General features: G+C 70.3%; 16 protein-coding genes. 10 read left to right on the top strand and 6 right to left on the bottom strand.

Annotation, left to right across the window (positions count from 1 at the left end; all coding sequences use genetic code 11):
• The 3 genes from DI573_RS10690 to DI573_RS10680 all read right to left on the bottom strand — a co-directional run.
• Nucleotides 1-468: glycosyltransferase (locus DI573_RS10690; protein WP_292813845.1), on the bottom strand; the 468-nt coding region annotated here is incomplete at its 3' end.
• A 38-nt stretch (nucleotides 469-506) separates the two neighbouring features.
• Nucleotides 507-1,151 (bottom strand): hypothetical protein, encoded by a 645-nt coding sequence (locus DI573_RS10685; RefSeq protein ID WP_292813842.1) that lies wholly within the window; start codon nucleotides 1,149-1,151, stop codon nucleotides 507-509.
• Nucleotides 1,133-3,874 (bottom strand): galactose oxidase early set domain-containing protein, encoded by a 2,742-nt coding sequence (locus tag DI573_RS10680; RefSeq protein ID WP_292813840.1) that lies wholly within the window; start codon nucleotides 3,872-3,874, stop codon nucleotides 1,133-1,135. Before DI573_RS10680 ends, DI573_RS10685 begins: the two co-directional genes overlap by 19 nt.
• A 544-nt stretch (nucleotides 3,875-4,418) precedes the next feature.
• On the opposite strand from DI573_RS10680, the gene rbfA reads away from it, so the two are divergent.
• The gene (gene rbfA / locus DI573_RS10675; RefSeq protein ID WP_292813837.1) at nucleotides 4,419-4,856 is read left to right on the top strand and encodes a 30S ribosome-binding factor RbfA; all 438 of its coding nucleotides are present in this window, start codon (nucleotides 4,419-4,421) and stop codon (nucleotides 4,854-4,856) included.
• On the opposite strand, the gene DI573_RS10670 is transcribed toward rbfA, so the two are convergent.
• Entirely contained in the window at nucleotides 4,766-5,725 is a 960-nt protein-coding gene (locus tag DI573_RS10670; protein WP_292813835.1) for an A/G-specific adenine glycosylase, read from the bottom strand. The genes rbfA and DI573_RS10670 overlap by 91 nt on opposite strands.
• 44 nt (nucleotides 5,726-5,769) lie before the next feature.
• Between DI573_RS10670 and DI573_RS10665 the strand changes: the two genes are divergently transcribed.
• The 5 genes from DI573_RS10665 to DI573_RS10645 are packed head-to-tail and all read left to right on the top strand — an operon-like array spanning nucleotide 5,770 to nucleotide 9,220.
• Nucleotides 5,770-6,456 carry a uridine kinase gene (locus DI573_RS10665; protein WP_292813833.1) on the top strand — a complete coding sequence of 229 codons (687 nt, stop codon included), beginning with the start codon at nucleotides 5,770-5,772 and terminating at the stop codon, nucleotides 6,454-6,456.
• Entirely contained in the window at nucleotides 6,456-7,400 is a 945-nt protein-coding gene (gene truB, locus DI573_RS10660) for a tRNA pseudouridine(55) synthase TruB (RefSeq protein WP_292813830.1), read from the top strand. Before DI573_RS10665 ends, truB begins: the two co-directional genes overlap by 1 nt.
• The gene (locus DI573_RS10655; protein ID WP_292813828.1) at nucleotides 7,397-7,765 is read left to right on the top strand and encodes a hypothetical protein; all 369 of its coding nucleotides are present in this window, start codon (nucleotides 7,397-7,399) and stop codon (nucleotides 7,763-7,765) included. Before truB ends, DI573_RS10655 begins: the two co-directional genes overlap by 4 nt.
• Before the next feature lie 46 nt (nucleotides 7,766-7,811).
• Nucleotides 7,812-8,264, top strand: a complete 453-nt coding sequence (locus tag DI573_RS10650) for a hypothetical protein (protein WP_292813825.1) — start codon at nucleotides 7,812-7,814, stop codon at nucleotides 8,262-8,264.
• On the top strand, nucleotides 8,261-9,220 hold the full coding sequence (locus tag DI573_RS10645; protein WP_292813823.1) for a bifunctional riboflavin kinase/FAD synthetase: 960 nt from the start codon (nucleotides 8,261-8,263) through the stop codon (nucleotides 9,218-9,220). Before DI573_RS10650 ends, DI573_RS10645 begins: the two co-directional genes overlap by 4 nt.
• A 39-nt stretch (nucleotides 9,221-9,259) precedes the next feature.
• Here DI573_RS10645 and deoC read toward each other — a convergent pair whose 3' ends face one another.
• A complete protein-coding gene (deoC, locus tag DI573_RS10640) occupies nucleotides 9,260-9,979 on the bottom strand; it encodes a deoxyribose-phosphate aldolase (protein WP_292813820.1) in 720 nt (239 codons plus the stop codon).
• A gap of 83 nt (nucleotides 9,980-10,062) precedes the next feature.
• On the opposite strand from deoC, the gene DI573_RS10635 reads away from it, so the two are divergent.
• The 4 genes from DI573_RS10635 to DI573_RS10620 all read left to right on the top strand — a co-directional run bounded on the left by DI573_RS10635 (nucleotide 10,063) and on the right by DI573_RS10620 (nucleotide 15,408).
• Complete coding sequence (locus tag DI573_RS10635) at nucleotides 10,063-10,689, top strand: hypothetical protein (protein WP_292813818.1); 627 nt, start codon at nucleotides 10,063-10,065, stop codon at nucleotides 10,687-10,689.
• 237 nt (nucleotides 10,690-10,926) lie between these two features.
• Nucleotides 10,927-13,092, top strand: a complete 2,166-nt coding sequence (locus tag DI573_RS10630) for a DEAD/DEAH box helicase (protein WP_292813815.1) — start codon at nucleotides 10,927-10,929, stop codon at nucleotides 13,090-13,092.
• A gap of 100 nt (nucleotides 13,093-13,192) precedes the next feature.
• Nucleotides 13,193-14,221, top strand: a complete 1,029-nt coding sequence (locus tag DI573_RS10625) for an ATP-dependent 6-phosphofructokinase (RefSeq protein ID WP_292813813.1) — start codon at nucleotides 13,193-13,195, stop codon at nucleotides 14,219-14,221.
• 698 nt (nucleotides 14,222-14,919) lie between these two features.
• On the top strand, nucleotides 14,920-15,408 hold the full coding sequence (locus DI573_RS10620) for a hypothetical protein (RefSeq protein ID WP_292813811.1): 489 nt from the start codon (nucleotides 14,920-14,922) through the stop codon (nucleotides 15,406-15,408).
• 100 nt (nucleotides 15,409-15,508) lie between these two features.
• Here the strand turns inward: DI573_RS10620 and DI573_RS10615 are convergent.
• Nucleotides 15,509-16,193 (bottom strand): prolyl oligopeptidase family serine peptidase (locus DI573_RS10615; RefSeq protein WP_292813808.1); only part of this gene is annotated, 685 nt, incomplete at its 5' end.

Below are 16,193 nucleotides of genomic sequence, written 5' to 3'. Positions count from 1 at the left end.
GTTGTCGATGTTGCGCAGCAGGTCGGGTGCGGCGATCGATTCGGCGTCGAAGACGCCCACGATGTCGCCGTGCGCGACGCGAAGCGCGGAGTTCAGCTGCAGCGGCTTGTTCTTGACGGGGCTGTAGTCGATCGCGACGCGCACCTGGTCCGGGTGCTCGGAGGCGAGCTTGTGCGCGATGGCGACCGTGGCGGGGTCGTCGTGCCCGACCGAGACGATGACCTCGAGATCGCGGTGCGTCTGTCCGAGCAGCCGGTCGAGGGTCGCGCGCATCACGTCCTCGCGCTCGTTGCGACACGGCATGATCAGCGAGAACGACAGCGACTCCTCGCCGCTGATCGCGGGATAGGTCGTGCGGGCCCGCGCTTCGGGATCCCACCACGCGTAGGTGGCGACGTAGAGGGTGGAGGCCGAGACGGCGAGCAGCAGCAGCGAGAAGGCGATCAGCAGGATCGAGGCGAGGAGCACGAGATCTCCGTTCGGGTCGGGTCAGTCTTCGGGTCGGGTCAGTCTTCGGGTGAGCAGGCGAGGCCGTCGCCGTCGGGATCGATGGCGTCGGGATCGACGCCGGGCACGCGGACGCTGATGCCGTCGGCGAAGAAGAGGCGCACTTCGTCGCACGACCAGGGGTGGGGCATGTCGGCGGGATCGAGACCCGCGTCGACCATCGCCGCGACGTGCGCCGCGGCACTCGGCGGCACCGAGGGCAGGCACTGCCCGTCCTCGCCGTACGCGGCGTGGCAGCCGCCGAGGCTCTCCTCCGGCGCCAGCACCTCGTCGACCTCGACGGCCTCGCGGGGGGTGCCGAGCCCTGCGGCACCGTCTCGTCCGGCGGCGGCCGCTTCGGCGGCATCCACCAGTGAGACCTGAGGGATGCTGCCGATCGACTCCTCGGCGGGAGGCTCGACGCTCTCGCCGATCTCGATCGTCGTGACGGCGGCAGGGCCCCGCGCCTCCCCTGTCGGCGACGTGGTGGCGTGCAGGCCGTGCGGGGCGGGTGCGCTCGGAGCGGACCCCTGTTCCACCCCGCGCGGCCAGAGCGCGAAGGCACCGGCCGCGGCGACGATCACGGTCACCGCGATCGCCATGGCGGTGCGGGCGCGAGAGCCGCGGCCGGCGCGCGTCGCGGCGCTCACGAGACCCACACCCATTCCGCGATGCTCGGCACACCGTCCGAGTCGAGCACGGTCAGCATGTACGGGCCCGGCGGCAGCAGATTCGGATTCGCGGGGATCTGAGCGGTGCGCTCGGCTCCCGAACCGACCAGAGGCACATCGACCAGCCGGGCATTGGTGTCGGTCTGGTGGGTCGCCGACATCGGCGAGGTGAGCGAGGCGGACACCACGTCCCCCGTCACCTCGAGGGTGAAGGAGTCGCCGTACCCGACGGCGGAAGGAGCGTCCTCGATGACGGGGCGTTCGCCGCGGAAGAGGTAGGGCGGGCTGTAGACCGAGATGCGGGGCTCGAAGGAGTTGTCGGCGGGGTTGGAACCCATGATCGCGACTCGGCCATCGGGCAGGAGGATGGCGCTGGAGTGGTAGTTGCGCCCGATCGGATCCGGATCGATGCTCGTCCACGCCTCGGCCTCGGGCGTGTACAGCGCGGCGCTGTACACGTCGCCCGCGCGGTTGTAGCGTGCCCCGTTGGCGGCCAGCACCGTGCGGTCGAAGAGGTTGAGCACGTTGACATAGGCCTTGCCCGGCCCGGGCAGCGACGGCCCGGGTTCGTATGCGGGTGCGGGCTCCGAGAGATCGATGATGTCGACGAGGTTGATGCCAGGCAGGTTGGTGTCGGTGTTCCCGCCGCCGACGATCATGACCTTCTGGTCCTGGGCCGGGGGGAGGATGACCGACCCGGCCTGGTCGCGCATGTCCTTCTCTCGCAGGCCGGGCACGTCCCAGATCTGCGCGGTGGTCCAGTCGTAGAGCGAGGCGCCGGTGCCGGGCAGGCCGTTGCCGAACGTGTGCCCACCGGCGTAGAACAGCATCCCGTCCTCGAGCAGGTACATGTGCGGGTAGGTGCCCCAGAAGCTCCACGTCTGCGGCACCTGCCACGAGGGCAGCCAGCTCATCTCGGAGGTGTCGAAGATCTCGGTCAGCACGGTGCCCTCGGCCTTCTCGTCGAGGCCGCCGGCGGCCCAGAGGTCGCCGTTGCCGAGTTTGGTGAGCGTGGGGTACCAGTGGGCGCCCGCCATGTCCGAGGTCGGGTGGAACGCGTCGTCTTCGGGGTCGAAGTAGTAGCTCTTCTCCGAGCCCTTGAAGGTGTTCGGGCCCTGGTCCTCCTCGGGGAACGCCTCGGTGCCGCCCGAGAGCAGGACTTTGCCATCGGGCAGGGTCACGTGCCCCGTGCAGAACATGTCGTACGGCACCGGGATGTCGGTGAAGCTGTCGTCCGCGGGATCCCACACGGTGGCGGTGAACTCGCCGGCGGCGAAGGCATTGCCGTCATTGCCCGAGCCCGCGACCATCAGGATCCGGCCGTCGTGCAGGAGCGTTGTGTGGATCGCGCGCACGGGCATCTCCGCATCGATGACCTCCCATTCGCCGATCAGGGCTTCTTCGCCCGGCGGGCTGGGCGTCGGCGTCGGCGTGGGCGTCGGGGCCACATCGGGCAGCGCAGTGAGGCTGTATCCGGTCGTCGAGAGCTCGCCGTCCGCGGCGATCGAGACGCCGAACGAGACGCGGTCGACGTCGGCGGGGATCTCGGGCAGCTCGGCGTCGGCGCGCTCCCATCCGTCGGTGGTGGGCAGATCCCCGAGCTCGGTCCAGTAGGACCAGCCCGTGGGACGGTGGGCGAAGACGGTGAACCCGTTCACGGGCGACGTCGAGCGGTAGTCCACCCCGACCGAGTAGGTCACACCCGGTTCGACCGACGGTGCGCAGCCGGGGGTCTCGGCCTGGATGAGCTTCATGTCTCCCGAGGACCGATCGGCCATCGTGTACGTGTACGACCGTGCGTCCTCTGGCGAGCCCGCGGGAACGCCGGCCGTGATCGCCTGCGTCGTCGTGTGGTCGCCCCAGCCCGCCGAGAGGAAGCAGTCGGGCAGCGTCTCGCCGATTGCGAGATCGGGATTGACCACGAGGTTGTCGGGGTCGGCCGGCGGTGTCGGTGTGGGTGACGGTGTTGGGGAGGGTGCGGGCGTTGCGGTCGGAGTCGGGGAGGGTGCGGGCGTTGCGGTCGGAGCGGGAGTCGCCGTCGGTTCAGGCGTCGGAGTCGCTGTCGGTGAGGCGCTCGGAGTCGGTGTCGGCGTCGGCGTGGCGCTCGGGCTCGGAGTCGGCGTGGGAGTCGCGGTGGGCGTGGGCGCCACCTCGTCGGGTGCGCCCGTCATCCAGAGCGAGTAGTCGTCGGTGACGAGGGTTCCATCGGCGGCGAGCGATAGTCCGAACACGATCCGATCGGTACCCGCGGGCACGGGCGGCGTCGTCGCGGTGGCCTGTGTCCAGGCGGGCTGCGCGGGCTGGGTGCCGAAATCGCCCCAGTAGCTCCAACCGACTGCGGAATGGCGGAAGGCCGTCAGGTGGACGGGCGCGGTCGAGGTGTACCACACGCCCAGCTCGTACGTCTGTCCCTCCTCGACCGAGGGAGCGCACGCCGTGCTCTCGCTCGGCATGAGCTTGCGATCGCCCGCCTCGTAGCCGGTGACCGTCACGGCGACGGCTCGCGCGCCGGTGCGTCCGGTGGCGAACGCCCAGTCGCCCTCCGTGCCCCATCCGCTCGCGGTGAAGCACGACGGCCACGCCGCCCCCTCTTCGAGTGACGGGTTGGCGACGAGGTTGGCCGGCGCGGCGGCGACGGGCGCCGGAGCGACGAAGAAGGCAGTGACGATCGCGAGGCCGAGCAGAGCGGCCGCCGACCGAGAAGGTCGCGAGTGCACGAGATTCCCCAGAACGGTGCAGAAGTGCGAATGCGCGTGAACGCAGGCAGCGATCTGGCGGTCCCAAGTCCCCAGACCTCGGCGGGCGGCAGCGCCGCTACGTCCCCACGTAGCGCTGCAACCCTGGGAGCGACGTTGCTCGACGGTGGTGCGAGCGCCAATGTATCCACAGCCGGAGGCCGGCGGCAATGTCGGATTCGGCCTGCGTCTGCACCGGCGAGGCCTCGGCGGGGAACCGCTGCAAGCGATTCCACAGGCGCCGGACCGCCGCCCGGATCACCATCCGCGTGGAGCGTTCTCCCAGGTCCGATGCCTAATCGTGCGTGAGCCGCACCGTGCGGCGCTTCGACGAAAGTTCACGCTCTGTTTACACGCAAGACCGTGCAGAGTGTTCCCGGAGGTGACGAGCCGAAACACCCGCGTCACACGCTCGTCACGCCGTCGGCATTCGCCTCGGTGCCGGGCGTGCCGCGTCCCGGTCTAGGCTTGTCGCGGCGTGATGGCCGGCATGCCGGCGGCCCGCCCGTGAAGCGAGGAGTACACGATGGTCGACAAAGCGAGGGCGGCGCGTCTCGCCGACCGAATCCGGGTCATCCTGGCCGAACGCCTCGAGCGCGGTCTGCGCGACCCGAGGCTCGGGTTCGTGACACTCACCGATGTCCGGGTCACGGGCGACCTGCAGCATGCCAGCGTCTTCTACACGGTGCTCGGCAGCGACGAGGAGCGCGTCGCCAGCGGCGAGGCGCTCCGCTCGGCCACGGGGATGCTGCGCTCCGAGCTCGGCAAGCAGCTCAACGTGCGCCTCATCCCGACTCTCGAGTTCATCGCCGACGCTCTCCCCGAGAACGCCGATCACATCTCCTCGCTCCTTCGCGAGGCCCGGGAGCGGGATCAGGCTGTCGCGGGCCTGGCGGCTTCCGCGTCGTACGCCGGCGAGTCCGACCCGTACGTCAAGCCGCGTGAGGCCGACGACGAGGAGTGACCGGCGCCGGGCAGGCGCAGCTCGCCCGCCCAGGCTTCGGCGAGACCGTCGGTGATGAGCGAGTCGATCGCCCGGTCGCGCTGCACGGGGTCGGGCCACCCGTCGAGGAGGCCGTCGAGGGCCACGGAGCCCGAGGGCGAGTGCCGGAGCGCCCGGAGGACGGCCCCGCGCGCCTGTCGGTCACTGCCCTCATAACGGGCTTGACGGCGGCGCGCGTCGCCCGTGTCGGGGTAGCCCGCCGCGCGCCACGCGCAGGCATCGCGGATCGGGCATTCGTCGCATCGCGCGGTGCGGGAGGTGCACACGAGCGCGCCCAGCTCCATCACCGCGGCGTTGAAGACCGCCGCGGGTTCGCGCTCCCGGGGCAGGAGCGCGTCCATCGCTGCGAGGTCGCGGGCTGAGGGCGGTCCGGGCTGAGACCTCGCATCCACGGCACGTGCGATCACGCGGCGGGTGTTGGTGTCGACGACCGGGTGTCGGTCGCCGTACGCGAAGGTGGCGACCGCTCGGGCGGTGTAGTCACCCACCCCGGTCAGCGCTTTGAGCGCATCGACGTCGCGGGGTACCCGGCCGTCGTGTCTCTCGTGGATCTCGACCGCCGCGCGGTGCAGCCACAGCGCGCGACGCGGGTAGCCGAGGTTCGCCCACTGGTGCACGGCGTCGGCCGGCGCGGAGGCGGCGAGATCGGCCGGTGTCGGCCACCGCGCCAGCCAGGCCTCGAGGTGGGGGATCACCCGCGCGACGGGGGTCTGCTGCAGCATGAACTCGCTGACGAGCACCCCCCACGCACCGAAACCCTGGCGGCGCCAGGGCAGATCGCGGGCGGACGCGGCATACCACCGCTGGAGATCGGCTGCGGGCACGGGCACGCGTGCCAGCCTAAGCCGCGGCGGCACGGCCGTAGGCTGGAGGGATGCGCCTGCCCGTCACCGCCCGCACGACTCTGCTGCGCGATCTGCGCGACGAGGCTCGCGGGCACCACGGCAAGGGCCGGGTCATCATCGCGGTCGATGGCAGAGACGGCGCGGGTAAGACGATCTTCGCCGACGGACTGGCCGAGGTGATCGCCGAGGGCGGCACACACGTCTTCCGCGCCTCCGTCGATGGATTCCACCGCTCCCGCGCGGAGCGCTACGCCCGCGGCCGCGACAGTGCCGAGGGGTACTACCGGGACTCGTACGACCACGCGACGCTGCGCCGTGTGCTGATCGACCCCTTCCGCGACGGGAGCCGGGCCGCGGCATCCATCGGCTTCCAGCTGGCGGCGTGGGACGTCGTGCGCGATGCGCCGGTCGAGGCCCGCTGGGTGACGGGCCCGGAGGACGCGGTGCTCGTTCTCGACGGCATCTTCACCCTGCGTCCCGAACTGCGTCAGCTGTGGGACTGGTCGGTGTGGCTCGATGTGCCCGCCGACGTCGCCTTCGAGCGGATGGCGCTGCGCGATGGCACGGATGCCGACCCCGATGCCGCGGGCAACCGGCGGTACCGCGAGGGGCACGATCTGTATCTGCGCGAGGCGGGTCCCCGCGAGTGGGCATCGGCGATCGTCGACAACGCCGATCCCGAGCATCCGCGCCGCGTCCCACGGGAGGTGCGCTGATGGCCGCCGAGCCCGGGATGCTGCTCGTCGACAAGCCCGGGGGGCTGACCAGTCACGACGTCGTGGCCCGCGCGCGGCGGGCGATGGGCACGCGCAAGATCGGGCACGCGGGCACCCTCGATCCGATGGCGACGGGCCTGCTGGTGCTGGGGGTGGAGTCCGCGACCCGACTGCTGACGTTCGTCGTCGGACTCGACAAGACCTATGAGGCCACCATCCGCCTGGGCGCGGCGACCGATACGGACGATGCGGAGGGTGAGGTGATCGCCCGGGCACAACGGTCCGCGATCGAAGTGGTTACGGGGACGGGCATCGCCGCCGGGGTCGCCGCCCTCACCGGACCCATCTCCCAGGTGCCGAGCACCGTCTCGGCGATCAAGGTCGACGGCCGTCGCGCGTATGACCTTGCGCGCGAGGGTGTCGACGTGCAGCTGAGGTCCCGGGCCGTGACGGTCTCACGTTTCGAGGTGCGTGCACAGCGCCGCACAGAGGAGTTCGTCGACCTCGATGTGGTGGTCGACTGCTCCAGCGGCACCTACATCCGAGCCCTCGCGCGCGACCTCGGGCGCGACCTAGGTACAGGCGGACACCTCACAGCGCTGCGTCGCACGCGTGTGGGCCCCTTCGACGTCGCCGACGCCGTGACGCCGGACGGGATCGGCGCGCAGGCTCTGCGGGACCCGGCCGAGGTCGCAGCGACCGTTCTCGGGCGCTTTTCCGTCAGCGATGACGAAGCGCGGGCGCTGTGGCAGGGCAAACGGCTCCCGAATGCGGCGCCGAGGCTCCGGGCCGAGCGTGCGGCGGCGATCACCGCGTCGGGGATGCTCGTGGGCGTGGTCGAGCGCCGCGGCGAGGATGTCAAGAGCGTGATGAACCTTCCCGCGCCGCCGCAGCAGCCGCGGGCCGCGGCGGGGGAGATTCCCATCGGAGGGGACGACGAATGATCCTGTGGTTCACGATCGTCCAGGTCGCGACCGCGGTCGCCGCGGGACTGCTGTGCCTCGTCGCGGGACTCGCGGGACGCCGACCGAGCGATTTCACGGTGGGATCGCTCGCCCTGATCGAACTGCTCCTGCTGGCGCAGGTCGTGATCGCGATCATCGCGCCCTTCGCCGGCAACCCGCCCACCGGCAGCGCACTGGAGTACTGGGTCTACCTGGTCTCGGCCGTCCTCCTGCCCTTCGGCGGGGTGGCGTGGGCTCTCATCGAGCGCAGCCGGTGGAGCACCGTCATCATGGGCGTCGTCGCGCTGTCGGTGGCGGTCATGGTGTGGCGCATGCAGGTGATCTGGACCGTGCAGATCGCGTGAGCTGCGGCCGGCGACGGTGACCCGTCGGCTTAGGATTGGAGCCGCCATGTCCACACCCGCACGCACCCGCCGCATGTCCGGAATAGGTCGCGTCCTCGTCATCGTGTACGCGGTGATGGCGCTCGCGGCAACCGGTCGCTCCTTCGTCCAGATCGCCGAGCGCTTCGACGAAGCCCCGGTCGCCTACACGCTCTCGGCCGTGTCGGCGCTCGTCTACATCGTCGCCACTCTCGCCCTCGTGTTCGCGGGCAGTCGCGCCTGGTACCTCGTCGCGTGGGTGGCGATCGCGTTCGAGCTGGTGGGGGTGCTCGTCGTCGGAACACTGAGTCTCACGCTGGCCGAGCTGTTCCAGCATCCCAGCGTCTGGTCGGTGTTCGGATACGGGTACCTCTTCGTTCCGCTGGTGCTGCCCTTCTTCGGCATCTGGTGGCTCGTGACGCACCCGCCGCGCCGCGCGGACGTCGCAGCTGTCGATCCGGTGATGGAGAGCGCACGATGATCCTCTGGAACGACCCGACCGAGGTACCCGATGATTTCGGCCCGAGCGTCGTCGCCATCGGAAAGTTCGACGGGCTGCACGCGGGCCACAGGGCCATCATCGAGCGGATGCTGGTCGACGCGGCTGGCACGGGCGCACGAACCGCCGCCGTGACCTTCGATCGGCACCCGCTCGCCGTCCTCGCGCCCGAGAAGTGCCCGCCCGCGCTGGTCGGCGTCACGCAGAAGGCGGCCCTGCTGGCGTCGACCGGAATCGATGCGACGCTCATGCTGCACTTCGACGAGGCGCTGGCACACGAGGAGGCCGAGGCCTTCGTGCGCCGCGTGCTCGTTGACGCCCTGCACGCGCGCACGGTGCTCGTCGGGCAGGACTTCCGGTTCGGACGCGGGGGAGCGGGCGATGTTCGCCTGCTGCAGACGATGGGTGCCGAGCTGGGCTTCCGCGTCGACGAGATCGCCGACGTGCGCAGCGTCGACGGACGCCGCGTCTCGTCGACCTGGATCCGCGAACTGCTCGCGGCCGGCGAGGTCGCCGATGCATCCAAGCTCCTCGGTCGCCCCGCGGCCGTCTGGGGCGAGGTCGTGCACGGGGCGAAGCGCGGCCGCGAGCTCGGGTTCCCGACCGCCAATCTCGCACGCGATCTCGAGGGCTTCATCCCCGCCGACGGTGTCTACGCGGGCTGGCTGCTCGATGGATCTTCGGCCCACGAGGCCGGATCCCATGTGCGGTACCCGGCCGCGATCTCGGTGGGCGACAACCCGACCTTCGACGACGTCGCCGCGCGGCAGGTCGAGGCGTACGTGCTCGATCAGACGGATCTCGACCTGTACGGGCACGAGGTGGAGGTGCAGTTCGTGCACCGCATCCGCGGCATGGTGGCCTTCCGCGGCATCGAGGCGCTCAAAGACCAGATGACCGACGATGTGACCCGCACCCGCGAGGCGCTGCGACCCTGACGCACCCACCCGGCTCAGCGCCGGAGCGGGCCACCGTGGTCAGTAGGACGAGTCGTCGGTCGCCGCCGACGCCTGTGCACCCGCAAGGCGGGCGCGCAGTTCGCCCAGGATCGTCGCGCTCGCGCTCGTGCCGAGGCGCGTCGCCCCGGCCTCGATCATCTCGAGCGCCGTGTCGAGGCCGCGCACGCCGCCCGACGCCTTCACCTGGACGGCGGGTCCGACGCTCGCGCGCATCAGCCGCACGTGCGGCACCGTCGCGCCGCCGCCGGCGAAGCCCGTCGACGTCTTGACGAAGGACGCGCCCGCCGCCTCCGTGAGCCTGCTGCCGAGGGCGATTTGCGCGTCGTCGAGATACGACGTCTCGAGGATCACCTTCGTGATCCGGCCCGCTGCCGACGCGACGACGGCCGCGATGTCATCGCGCACGACGTCGTCGAACCCGGAGCGCAGCGCCCCGATGTTGACCACCATGTCGAACTCGGACGCGCCGTCTTCGTGAGCCCGGCGCAGTTCGGCCACCTTCGCGGCGCTCGAGGTAGTGCCGTGCGGAAAGCCGATGACGGTGCCCACGGCCACACCCGTGCCCTCGAGCCGCCGGACGGCGTGCGCGATGTCGGAGGGGCGCACGCAGACGCTGAACACACCCCACTCGGCGGCGATGGCGAGTTCGGCGTCCACCTCCGCGCGGGTGAGCTGGGGCTTGAGGATCGCGTGGTCGATCGTGGCAGCCAGCGCGGATTCGGTGATGTCGATCGGCATCCCTCCAGCCTACGCGGGCGGGTCGGCGGATGCGCGGGTGCCGTCGCGGATAGGGTCGTGGTGCCCCGTCCTCTGGAGGAGACATGCGCACCGATACGCCCCGCAGCCGCCGTGCCCTCACGGCGGTCCTCGCGTCCGCCGCCCTGGCCCTGGCCGGCTGCGTGCCCGAGCCCGGACCGACTCCGAGCTCGACCGGCGACCCGTCGCCCGCGCAGTCCACTCCCGGCGCGACGCCGTCGGCCAGTGCGTCGGCGGATGCCGGCGCAGGCGATGACATCGCGCTTCCCGCCCGGTGCGAAGACATCTACTCCGCCGACATGCTCGCGACGCTCACCGAGCAGAACCCGCCGCTGAACGATCCGGGCGTGACGATGTATTCGAGCCAGATCGTCGAGGCGCTGGAGGTCATCGAATCCGGGGCGCCCAGCATCCGCTGCTCGTGGGGGGTCCCATCCGAGGTGGGGCTGGCCACGAACGTCACCATCGTCGACACGGCCCAGGCGACTCTGCTGCGCGAAACTCTGCCGGCCAAGGGCCTCGTCTGCGAAGAGGCTGGGCAGGGCACGCTGTGCACCATGTCGGGCACGAATGACGTCGCCGACTTCGGCGAGACGCACTACCTGCGCGGCAACGGCTGGATCTCGACGCACTGGATCAACTACGACCCCGAGGGGTACACCGACGACATCGTCGGGATGCTGTGGGGCTGATCACTGCGCCGGCACTGACGCGCGGGCGCTGCTTCGTGCCTGCGCGGGCATGATGCCCTAGAATGTCGGAGGGGACAGACGCCGCCGCCGTATTGGGCAACGCACCTCGAGTGTCGTACGCGTCGACCCCGTCCGTTTCTGTCACGGCCCCAGGTCGCCCACGGACATCGAACCGCTCGCCGGCCCCCGCGCCGGAGACCACGCCGGATATCGCCGGCGCACACGCTCAGGAGGAGCATGCCGACCACGGCGCAACCACAGTTGCAGCGACGTCGCAAGACGTCGTCCGCTCGTCGCGACGACGACGCCCCGCTGATCCCGATCCTCGCCCGCAAGGTGCGCGAGGTCGAGGCCAAGGCGCAGCGCGGAAAGCTGGGGCCCACGAACAGAATCAAGTTCCAGGTCATCGCCTTTCTCGTGCGTGAGGAGCGGGCGCGCGTCAAGGCCGATCAGTCGGTCGCCGACGCCGTGCGCGCCGAGCTGCTCAAGCGCCTGGACGGAGTGGCCACCATCCTGGCGAAGACCGCCGCGCGCGACACGTCGCTCATCCAGCTGCTCGAAGCCGACCAGGCGGCGTCGCCGGTCGCACGACGCATGCGACGTGACTGGCTGCTCGAATCCGGCGCCGAGCTTCCGGCCGACGAGCTGATCATCACCGATGTCGCACCGCCCGCGACGCCCGTGGTTCCCGCGGCCCTCGCAGAGCGGCAGGTCACCCCGCCCGCGATCGAGGCGCGGCAGATGGCCAACCCGTTCCTGGCCCCCGACCTGACCAAGCTGGCGCCCACCACCACCCCGCGCCGCCGTCTCGACGGCTGGGAGCTGATGGGTCCGCTCTACAAGGCGTTCGAGATCGGTGCGGGCGGTGCTGCAGCATCGATGGAGCTTCCCCCCGTGCCCGAGTTCGATCGACTCTCGCCCAAGGGACGCGAGGTGATGGCGCACCAGTCGCGATTCCTCGAGGCGGTGCGCGAGGGCCACCGCACGTTCCTCCTGGCCGACGAGCCGGGTCTCGGAAAGACCGCCCAGTCGCTGCTGGCCGCCTCGGTCGCGGACGCGTATCCGCTGCTTGCCGTGGTGCCCAACGTCGTGAAGATGAACTGGGCGCGCGAGGTCGAGCGGTGGACGCCGCAGCGCCGGGCAACCGTCATCCAGGGCGACGGTGACACGATCGACGCCTTCGCCGACGTTTTCATCGTCAACTACGAGATCCTCGACCGGCACCTGTCCTGGCTCAGCTCCCTCGGCCTCAAGGGCATGGTGGTCGACGAGGCCCACTTCATCAAGAACCTCACCTCGCAGCGGTCGCAGAACGTCCTCGCGCTGGCCGGTCGCATGCGCCAGGCATCCCCCGGCGCCGACCCGCTGCTGCTCGCTCTCACCGGTACGCCGCTGATCAACGATGTCGAGGACTTCGACGCGATCTGGCGCTTCCTCGGCTGGACCAACGGCGAGAAGCCCGGTCCCGAGCTGATGGAGAAGCTCGATGCCACGGGACTCACCCCCGCCGACAAGGCCTTCTATCCCGAGGCGCGTGACGCGGTCATCTCGATGGGCATCGTGCGGCGCAAGAAGAAGGATGTCGCGGCTGACCTGCCCGACAAGCTGATCGCCGACCTGCCCGTCGAGCTCGACGACGACTTCGGTCGCTCGATCCGGGCGGCCGAGCGCGAGCTCGCGGAGCGCCTCGCGGCACGATACCGGCGCATCATCGACGCGCGGGGCTCGCGCGGACGCGGCGAAGGCCTCGGGGATGAGATCGACGAGGACATCGTGCGCCTGGTCGCGCAGAACGAGCTCGACGAGTCCAAGGCGGCCTCCAGCGGCAGCGAGAACGTCTTCACGATGGTGCGCCGCATCGGTCAGGCCAAGGCGCACCTCGCCGCGGATTATGCGGCGCAGCTGCAGCGTTCGGTGGGCAAGGTGGTCTTCTTCGCCAAGCACATCGACGTCATGGACCAGGCCGAGGCGCACTTCGCGTCGGTGGGCGTGCGCACGGTGTCGATCCGCGGCGATCAGACGACACCGGCGCGCCAGGACGCGATCGACGCCTTCAACGGCGACCCCGAGGTGGGCATCGCGGTCTGCTCGCTCACGGCGGCGGGCGTTGGCCTCAACCTGCAGGCCGCGTCGAACGTCGTGCTCGCGGAGCTCTCGTGGACGGCGGCCGAGCAGACGCAGGCGATCGACCGCGTGCACCGCATCGGCCAGGACGAGCCCGTTACGGCGTGGCGGATCATCGCGGCGCACACCATCGACACCAAGATCGCCGAGCTGATCGACTCGAAGCAGTCGCTCGCACTGCGGGCGCTCGATGGCGTCGCGGTCGAGCCCGGCTCGAGCGATTCGGTGCAGCTGAGCGCGCTCATGCACCTCACGCGGTCGGCGCTCTCGGGCTACTAGCGGCGGCGCCGCGCCGTGTGGCAGGCGCCCGCGTCCGGCGATAGTGTCGGATGCGGCAGCGTCGCCGATTCGCACCCCCCCCGACAGCAAGGACCACACCATGAAGATCGGCATCCTCACGAGCGGCGGCGACTGCCCCGGTCTGAACGCGGTCATCCGCGGCGTCGTGCTCAAGGGGACGACGGCCTACGATCTCGAGTTCGTGGGGATCCGCGACGGATGGCGCGGGGTCGTCGACGGAGACTTCTTCCCGTTGACCCGCCATGAGGTCAAGGGCCTGTCCAAGGTGGGCGGCACCATCCTCGGCACGAGCCGCACCAACCCTTATGAGGGCCCGCGCGGTGGGGCGGAGAACATCGCCAAGACGATGTACGGGCACCGCCTCGACGGCATCATCGCCATCGGGGGAGAGGGCACCCTGGCCGCCGCCAACCGGCTGGCGGGCGACGGCATCAACGTCATCGGCGTGCCCAAGACGATCGACAACGATCTGCGAGCCACCGACTACTCCTTCGGCTTCGACACGGCCGTCAACATCGCGACCGACGCGATGGATCGACTTCGCACCACGGGCGACTCGCACCAGCGCTGCATGGTCGCCGAGGTCATGGGGCGCCACGTCGGCTGGATCGCCCTGCACGCGGGCATCGCGGCGGGGGCGCACGCGATCCTCATCCCCGAGGTGCCGATGTCGATCGACGACATCACCGCTCTGGTGTCGCGTGCCCACGATCGCGGGCGGGCGCCGCTGGTCGTCGTGTCCGAGGGCTTCACCCTCACCGGCATGGACGAGGCATACTCCGACAAGGGGTTGGACGCGTTCAACCGTCCCCGCCTCGGCGGGATCAGCGAGGTCCTCGCGCCCGAGATCGAGCGGATCACCGGCATCGAGACCCGCGCGACGGTGCTCGGTCACATCCAGCGCGGTGGCGCTCCGTCCGGCTTCGACCGCGTGCTCGCGACGCGCCTCGGTCTGCACGCCGCGGACGCCGTCGTCGAGGGAGCCTGGGGCCAGATGGTCGCGCTTCGCGGTACCGACATCGTGCGGGTGCCCTTCGCCGACGCGCTGGGTGAGCTCAACACCGTGCCCCGCTACCGCTACGACGAGGCCGCCGCCCTCTTCGGATAGCCCCGGCCCCGCTCATCCGTGTCCCGATTTCTGTCGTCTCGCCTGCGCGCGAGCGACAGAAATCGGGACATCCCCGGTGAGCCGACGATCCTCTCTCCTCCGGGTGTCCCGATTTCCGTCGCTGAGGTGCGCCGGAGGCGACGAGTTCTGGGACATTGCCGGAGAGTGCGCTGTGCTCGCTCGACGCCTACTCCTCAGCAGGGGCGCGGGCGACAGCATCCACCGTTCGTCGCTCGGCCACGGCGAGCGATGCGCCAGACGCGGATGCTGGCGGGATGCACGAGCCCTATGCTTTGCCCGACGATCTCGCCGGACCCTTCTCCGTTCGTGACGCTGCCGCCCTCGGAATCGGACCCGAACGCCTGCGGCGGCAGGATCTGCGCCGCCCGTATCCCGGGGTGCGCGTGCGCGCATCACTCCCGCCCGCGGACACGTTGCGGGATCAAGTCAGGGAGTATTCGCCGAGGCTGCGACCGGGGCAGTTCTTCTCTCATGAGACGGCGTTGGCTCTTTACGGTGTTCCGACGCCTCCATGGCCCCATCGCACGGCGATCCATGTCTCGGCCTATCGTCCCGCCCGCGAGCCGCGTACCCCCGGGATCGTCGGTCATCGTCTGCAGCACCGAGAGCCTGCGTGGAGCGATGACCTCCTGGGCATACCGATCGAGTCGCCCGTGCGCGCGTGGCGTCAGGCCGGCATGACCTGGCGGCTCGACGATCTCGTCGCGGCTGCGGATCATCTGCTCTTCGCATCGCCGGTGGCGATCGAAGACCTGCGGTCGGAGGTCGAGACGATGGGTGACCCGCGCGGGATCCTGCGCGCCGCTCTTGTCTTGACCCGTGTCGGGGTCAGATCTCCGCGTGAGAGCACGCTTCGCCTCGTCCTCGCGCGGGGCGGACTTCCGGAGCCCGAGATCAACTGGATCCTCCGCGACGAGCACGGGATGCCGGTGGCCGAGCTGGATCTGGCATTTCCCCGATGGCGTGTGTGTCCCGAGTACGACGGCCGGGTTCATGAGCTCGACGGTGGGCAGTTCGCCCGCGACGTCGACCGGTGGGACCGCATCCGTCGGGAGGGCTGGGAACACGTGCGCATCATGCGGCATCACATGCGCGGCGGGGGTGCTGAAGCGGTTCGCCGTGTGCGCGATGCGCTTCTTCGTGCCGGCTGGCGTCCGCCGCAGTAGCGAGCTCGCGCTCGCTCGTGCCTGTCCCACTTCTTGTCGCCGCCCGCACCCCGAGGCGACGGAAATCGGGACACGCGAAGCCGACCGAGGGATGCTGCGCTCAGGCGTCGGCGGCACCGACCACATCGAGCAGCCAGGCGAGCTCGAATGCGCGCTCGCGCCAGGCGTTGTATCGCCCGGATACGCCGCCGTGCCCGGCGACCATCTCGCACTTGAGCAGAGCGTCGGCGCCCACCTCGCGCAGACGCGCAACCCACTTCGCGGGTTCGACGTACATCACGCGGGTGTCGTTGAGCGAGGTGACCGCGAGGATGCGCGGATAGGCGACACCCTCCCGCACGTTCTCGTAGGGGGTGTAGGACTTCATGTACGCGTACACATCAGCGTCATGCAGTGGGTTGCCCCACTCGTCCCACTCGATGACCGTCAGCGGAAGTGACGGATCGAGGATCGTCGTCAGCGCGTCGACGAAGGGCACCTCGGCCAGCACGCCCGCGAACAGCTCGGGTGCAAGATTCGCGATGGCGCCCATCAGCAGGCCGCCGGCGCTCCCGCCCTCGGCGACCATACGATCGGGGCTCGTGTAGCCCGCCTCCACCAGATGCCGTGCCGCGTCGACGAAGTCGGTGAAGGTGTTGCGTTTGCGGGTCAGCTTGCCGTCTTCGTACCACTGCCGACCCATCTCTCCGCCGCCGCGCACGTGGGCGACCGCGAAGATCACTCCGCGATCGAGTTCCGACAGGCGGGCCACGGAGAAGCGGGGCTCGATCGAGTGCTCGTACGAG

It is taken from the genome of Microbacterium sp., from assembly GCF_003248605.1.
GTDB lineage: Bacteria > Actinomycetota > Actinomycetes > Actinomycetales > Microbacteriaceae > Microbacterium.
Note: the sequence above shows the minus strand (reverse complement) of the source record. Positions and strands in the feature narration are given on the sequence as shown.

Coding starts and splice junctions, on each gene's coding strand:
- DI573_RS10685 (WP_292813842.1), bottom strand. CDS start 1,151: ATGGGTGTGGGTCTCGTGAGCGCCGCGACGCGCGCCGGCCGCGGCTCT.
- rbfA (WP_292813837.1), top strand. CDS start 4,419: ATGGTCGACAAAGCGAGGGCGGCGCGTCTCGCCGACCGAATCCGGGTC.
- DI573_RS10665 (WP_292813833.1), top strand. CDS start 5,770: ATGCGCCTGCCCGTCACCGCCCGCACGACTCTGCTGCGCGATCTGCGC.
- truB (WP_292813830.1), top strand. CDS start 6,456: ATGGCCGCCGAGCCCGGGATGCTGCTCGTCGACAAGCCCGGGGGGCTG.
- DI573_RS10655 (WP_292813828.1), top strand. CDS start 7,397: ATGATCCTGTGGTTCACGATCGTCCAGGTCGCGACCGCGGTCGCCGCG.
- DI573_RS10650 (WP_292813825.1), top strand. CDS start 7,812: ATGTCCACACCCGCACGCACCCGCCGCATGTCCGGAATAGGTCGCGTC.
- DI573_RS10645 (WP_292813823.1), top strand. CDS start 8,261: ATGATCCTCTGGAACGACCCGACCGAGGTACCCGATGATTTCGGCCCG.
- deoC (WP_292813820.1), bottom strand. CDS start 9,979: ATGCCGATCGACATCACCGAATCCGCGCTGGCTGCCACGATCGACCAC.
- DI573_RS10635 (WP_292813818.1), top strand. CDS start 10,063: ATGCGCACCGATACGCCCCGCAGCCGCCGTGCCCTCACGGCGGTCCTC.
- DI573_RS10630 (WP_292813815.1), top strand. CDS start 10,927: ATGCCGACCACGGCGCAACCACAGTTGCAGCGACGTCGCAAGACGTCG.
- DI573_RS10625 (WP_292813813.1), top strand. CDS start 13,193: ATGAAGATCGGCATCCTCACGAGCGGCGGCGACTGCCCCGGTCTGAAC.
- DI573_RS10620 (WP_292813811.1), top strand. CDS start 14,920: ATGACCTGGCGGCTCGACGATCTCGTCGCGGCTGCGGATCATCTGCTC.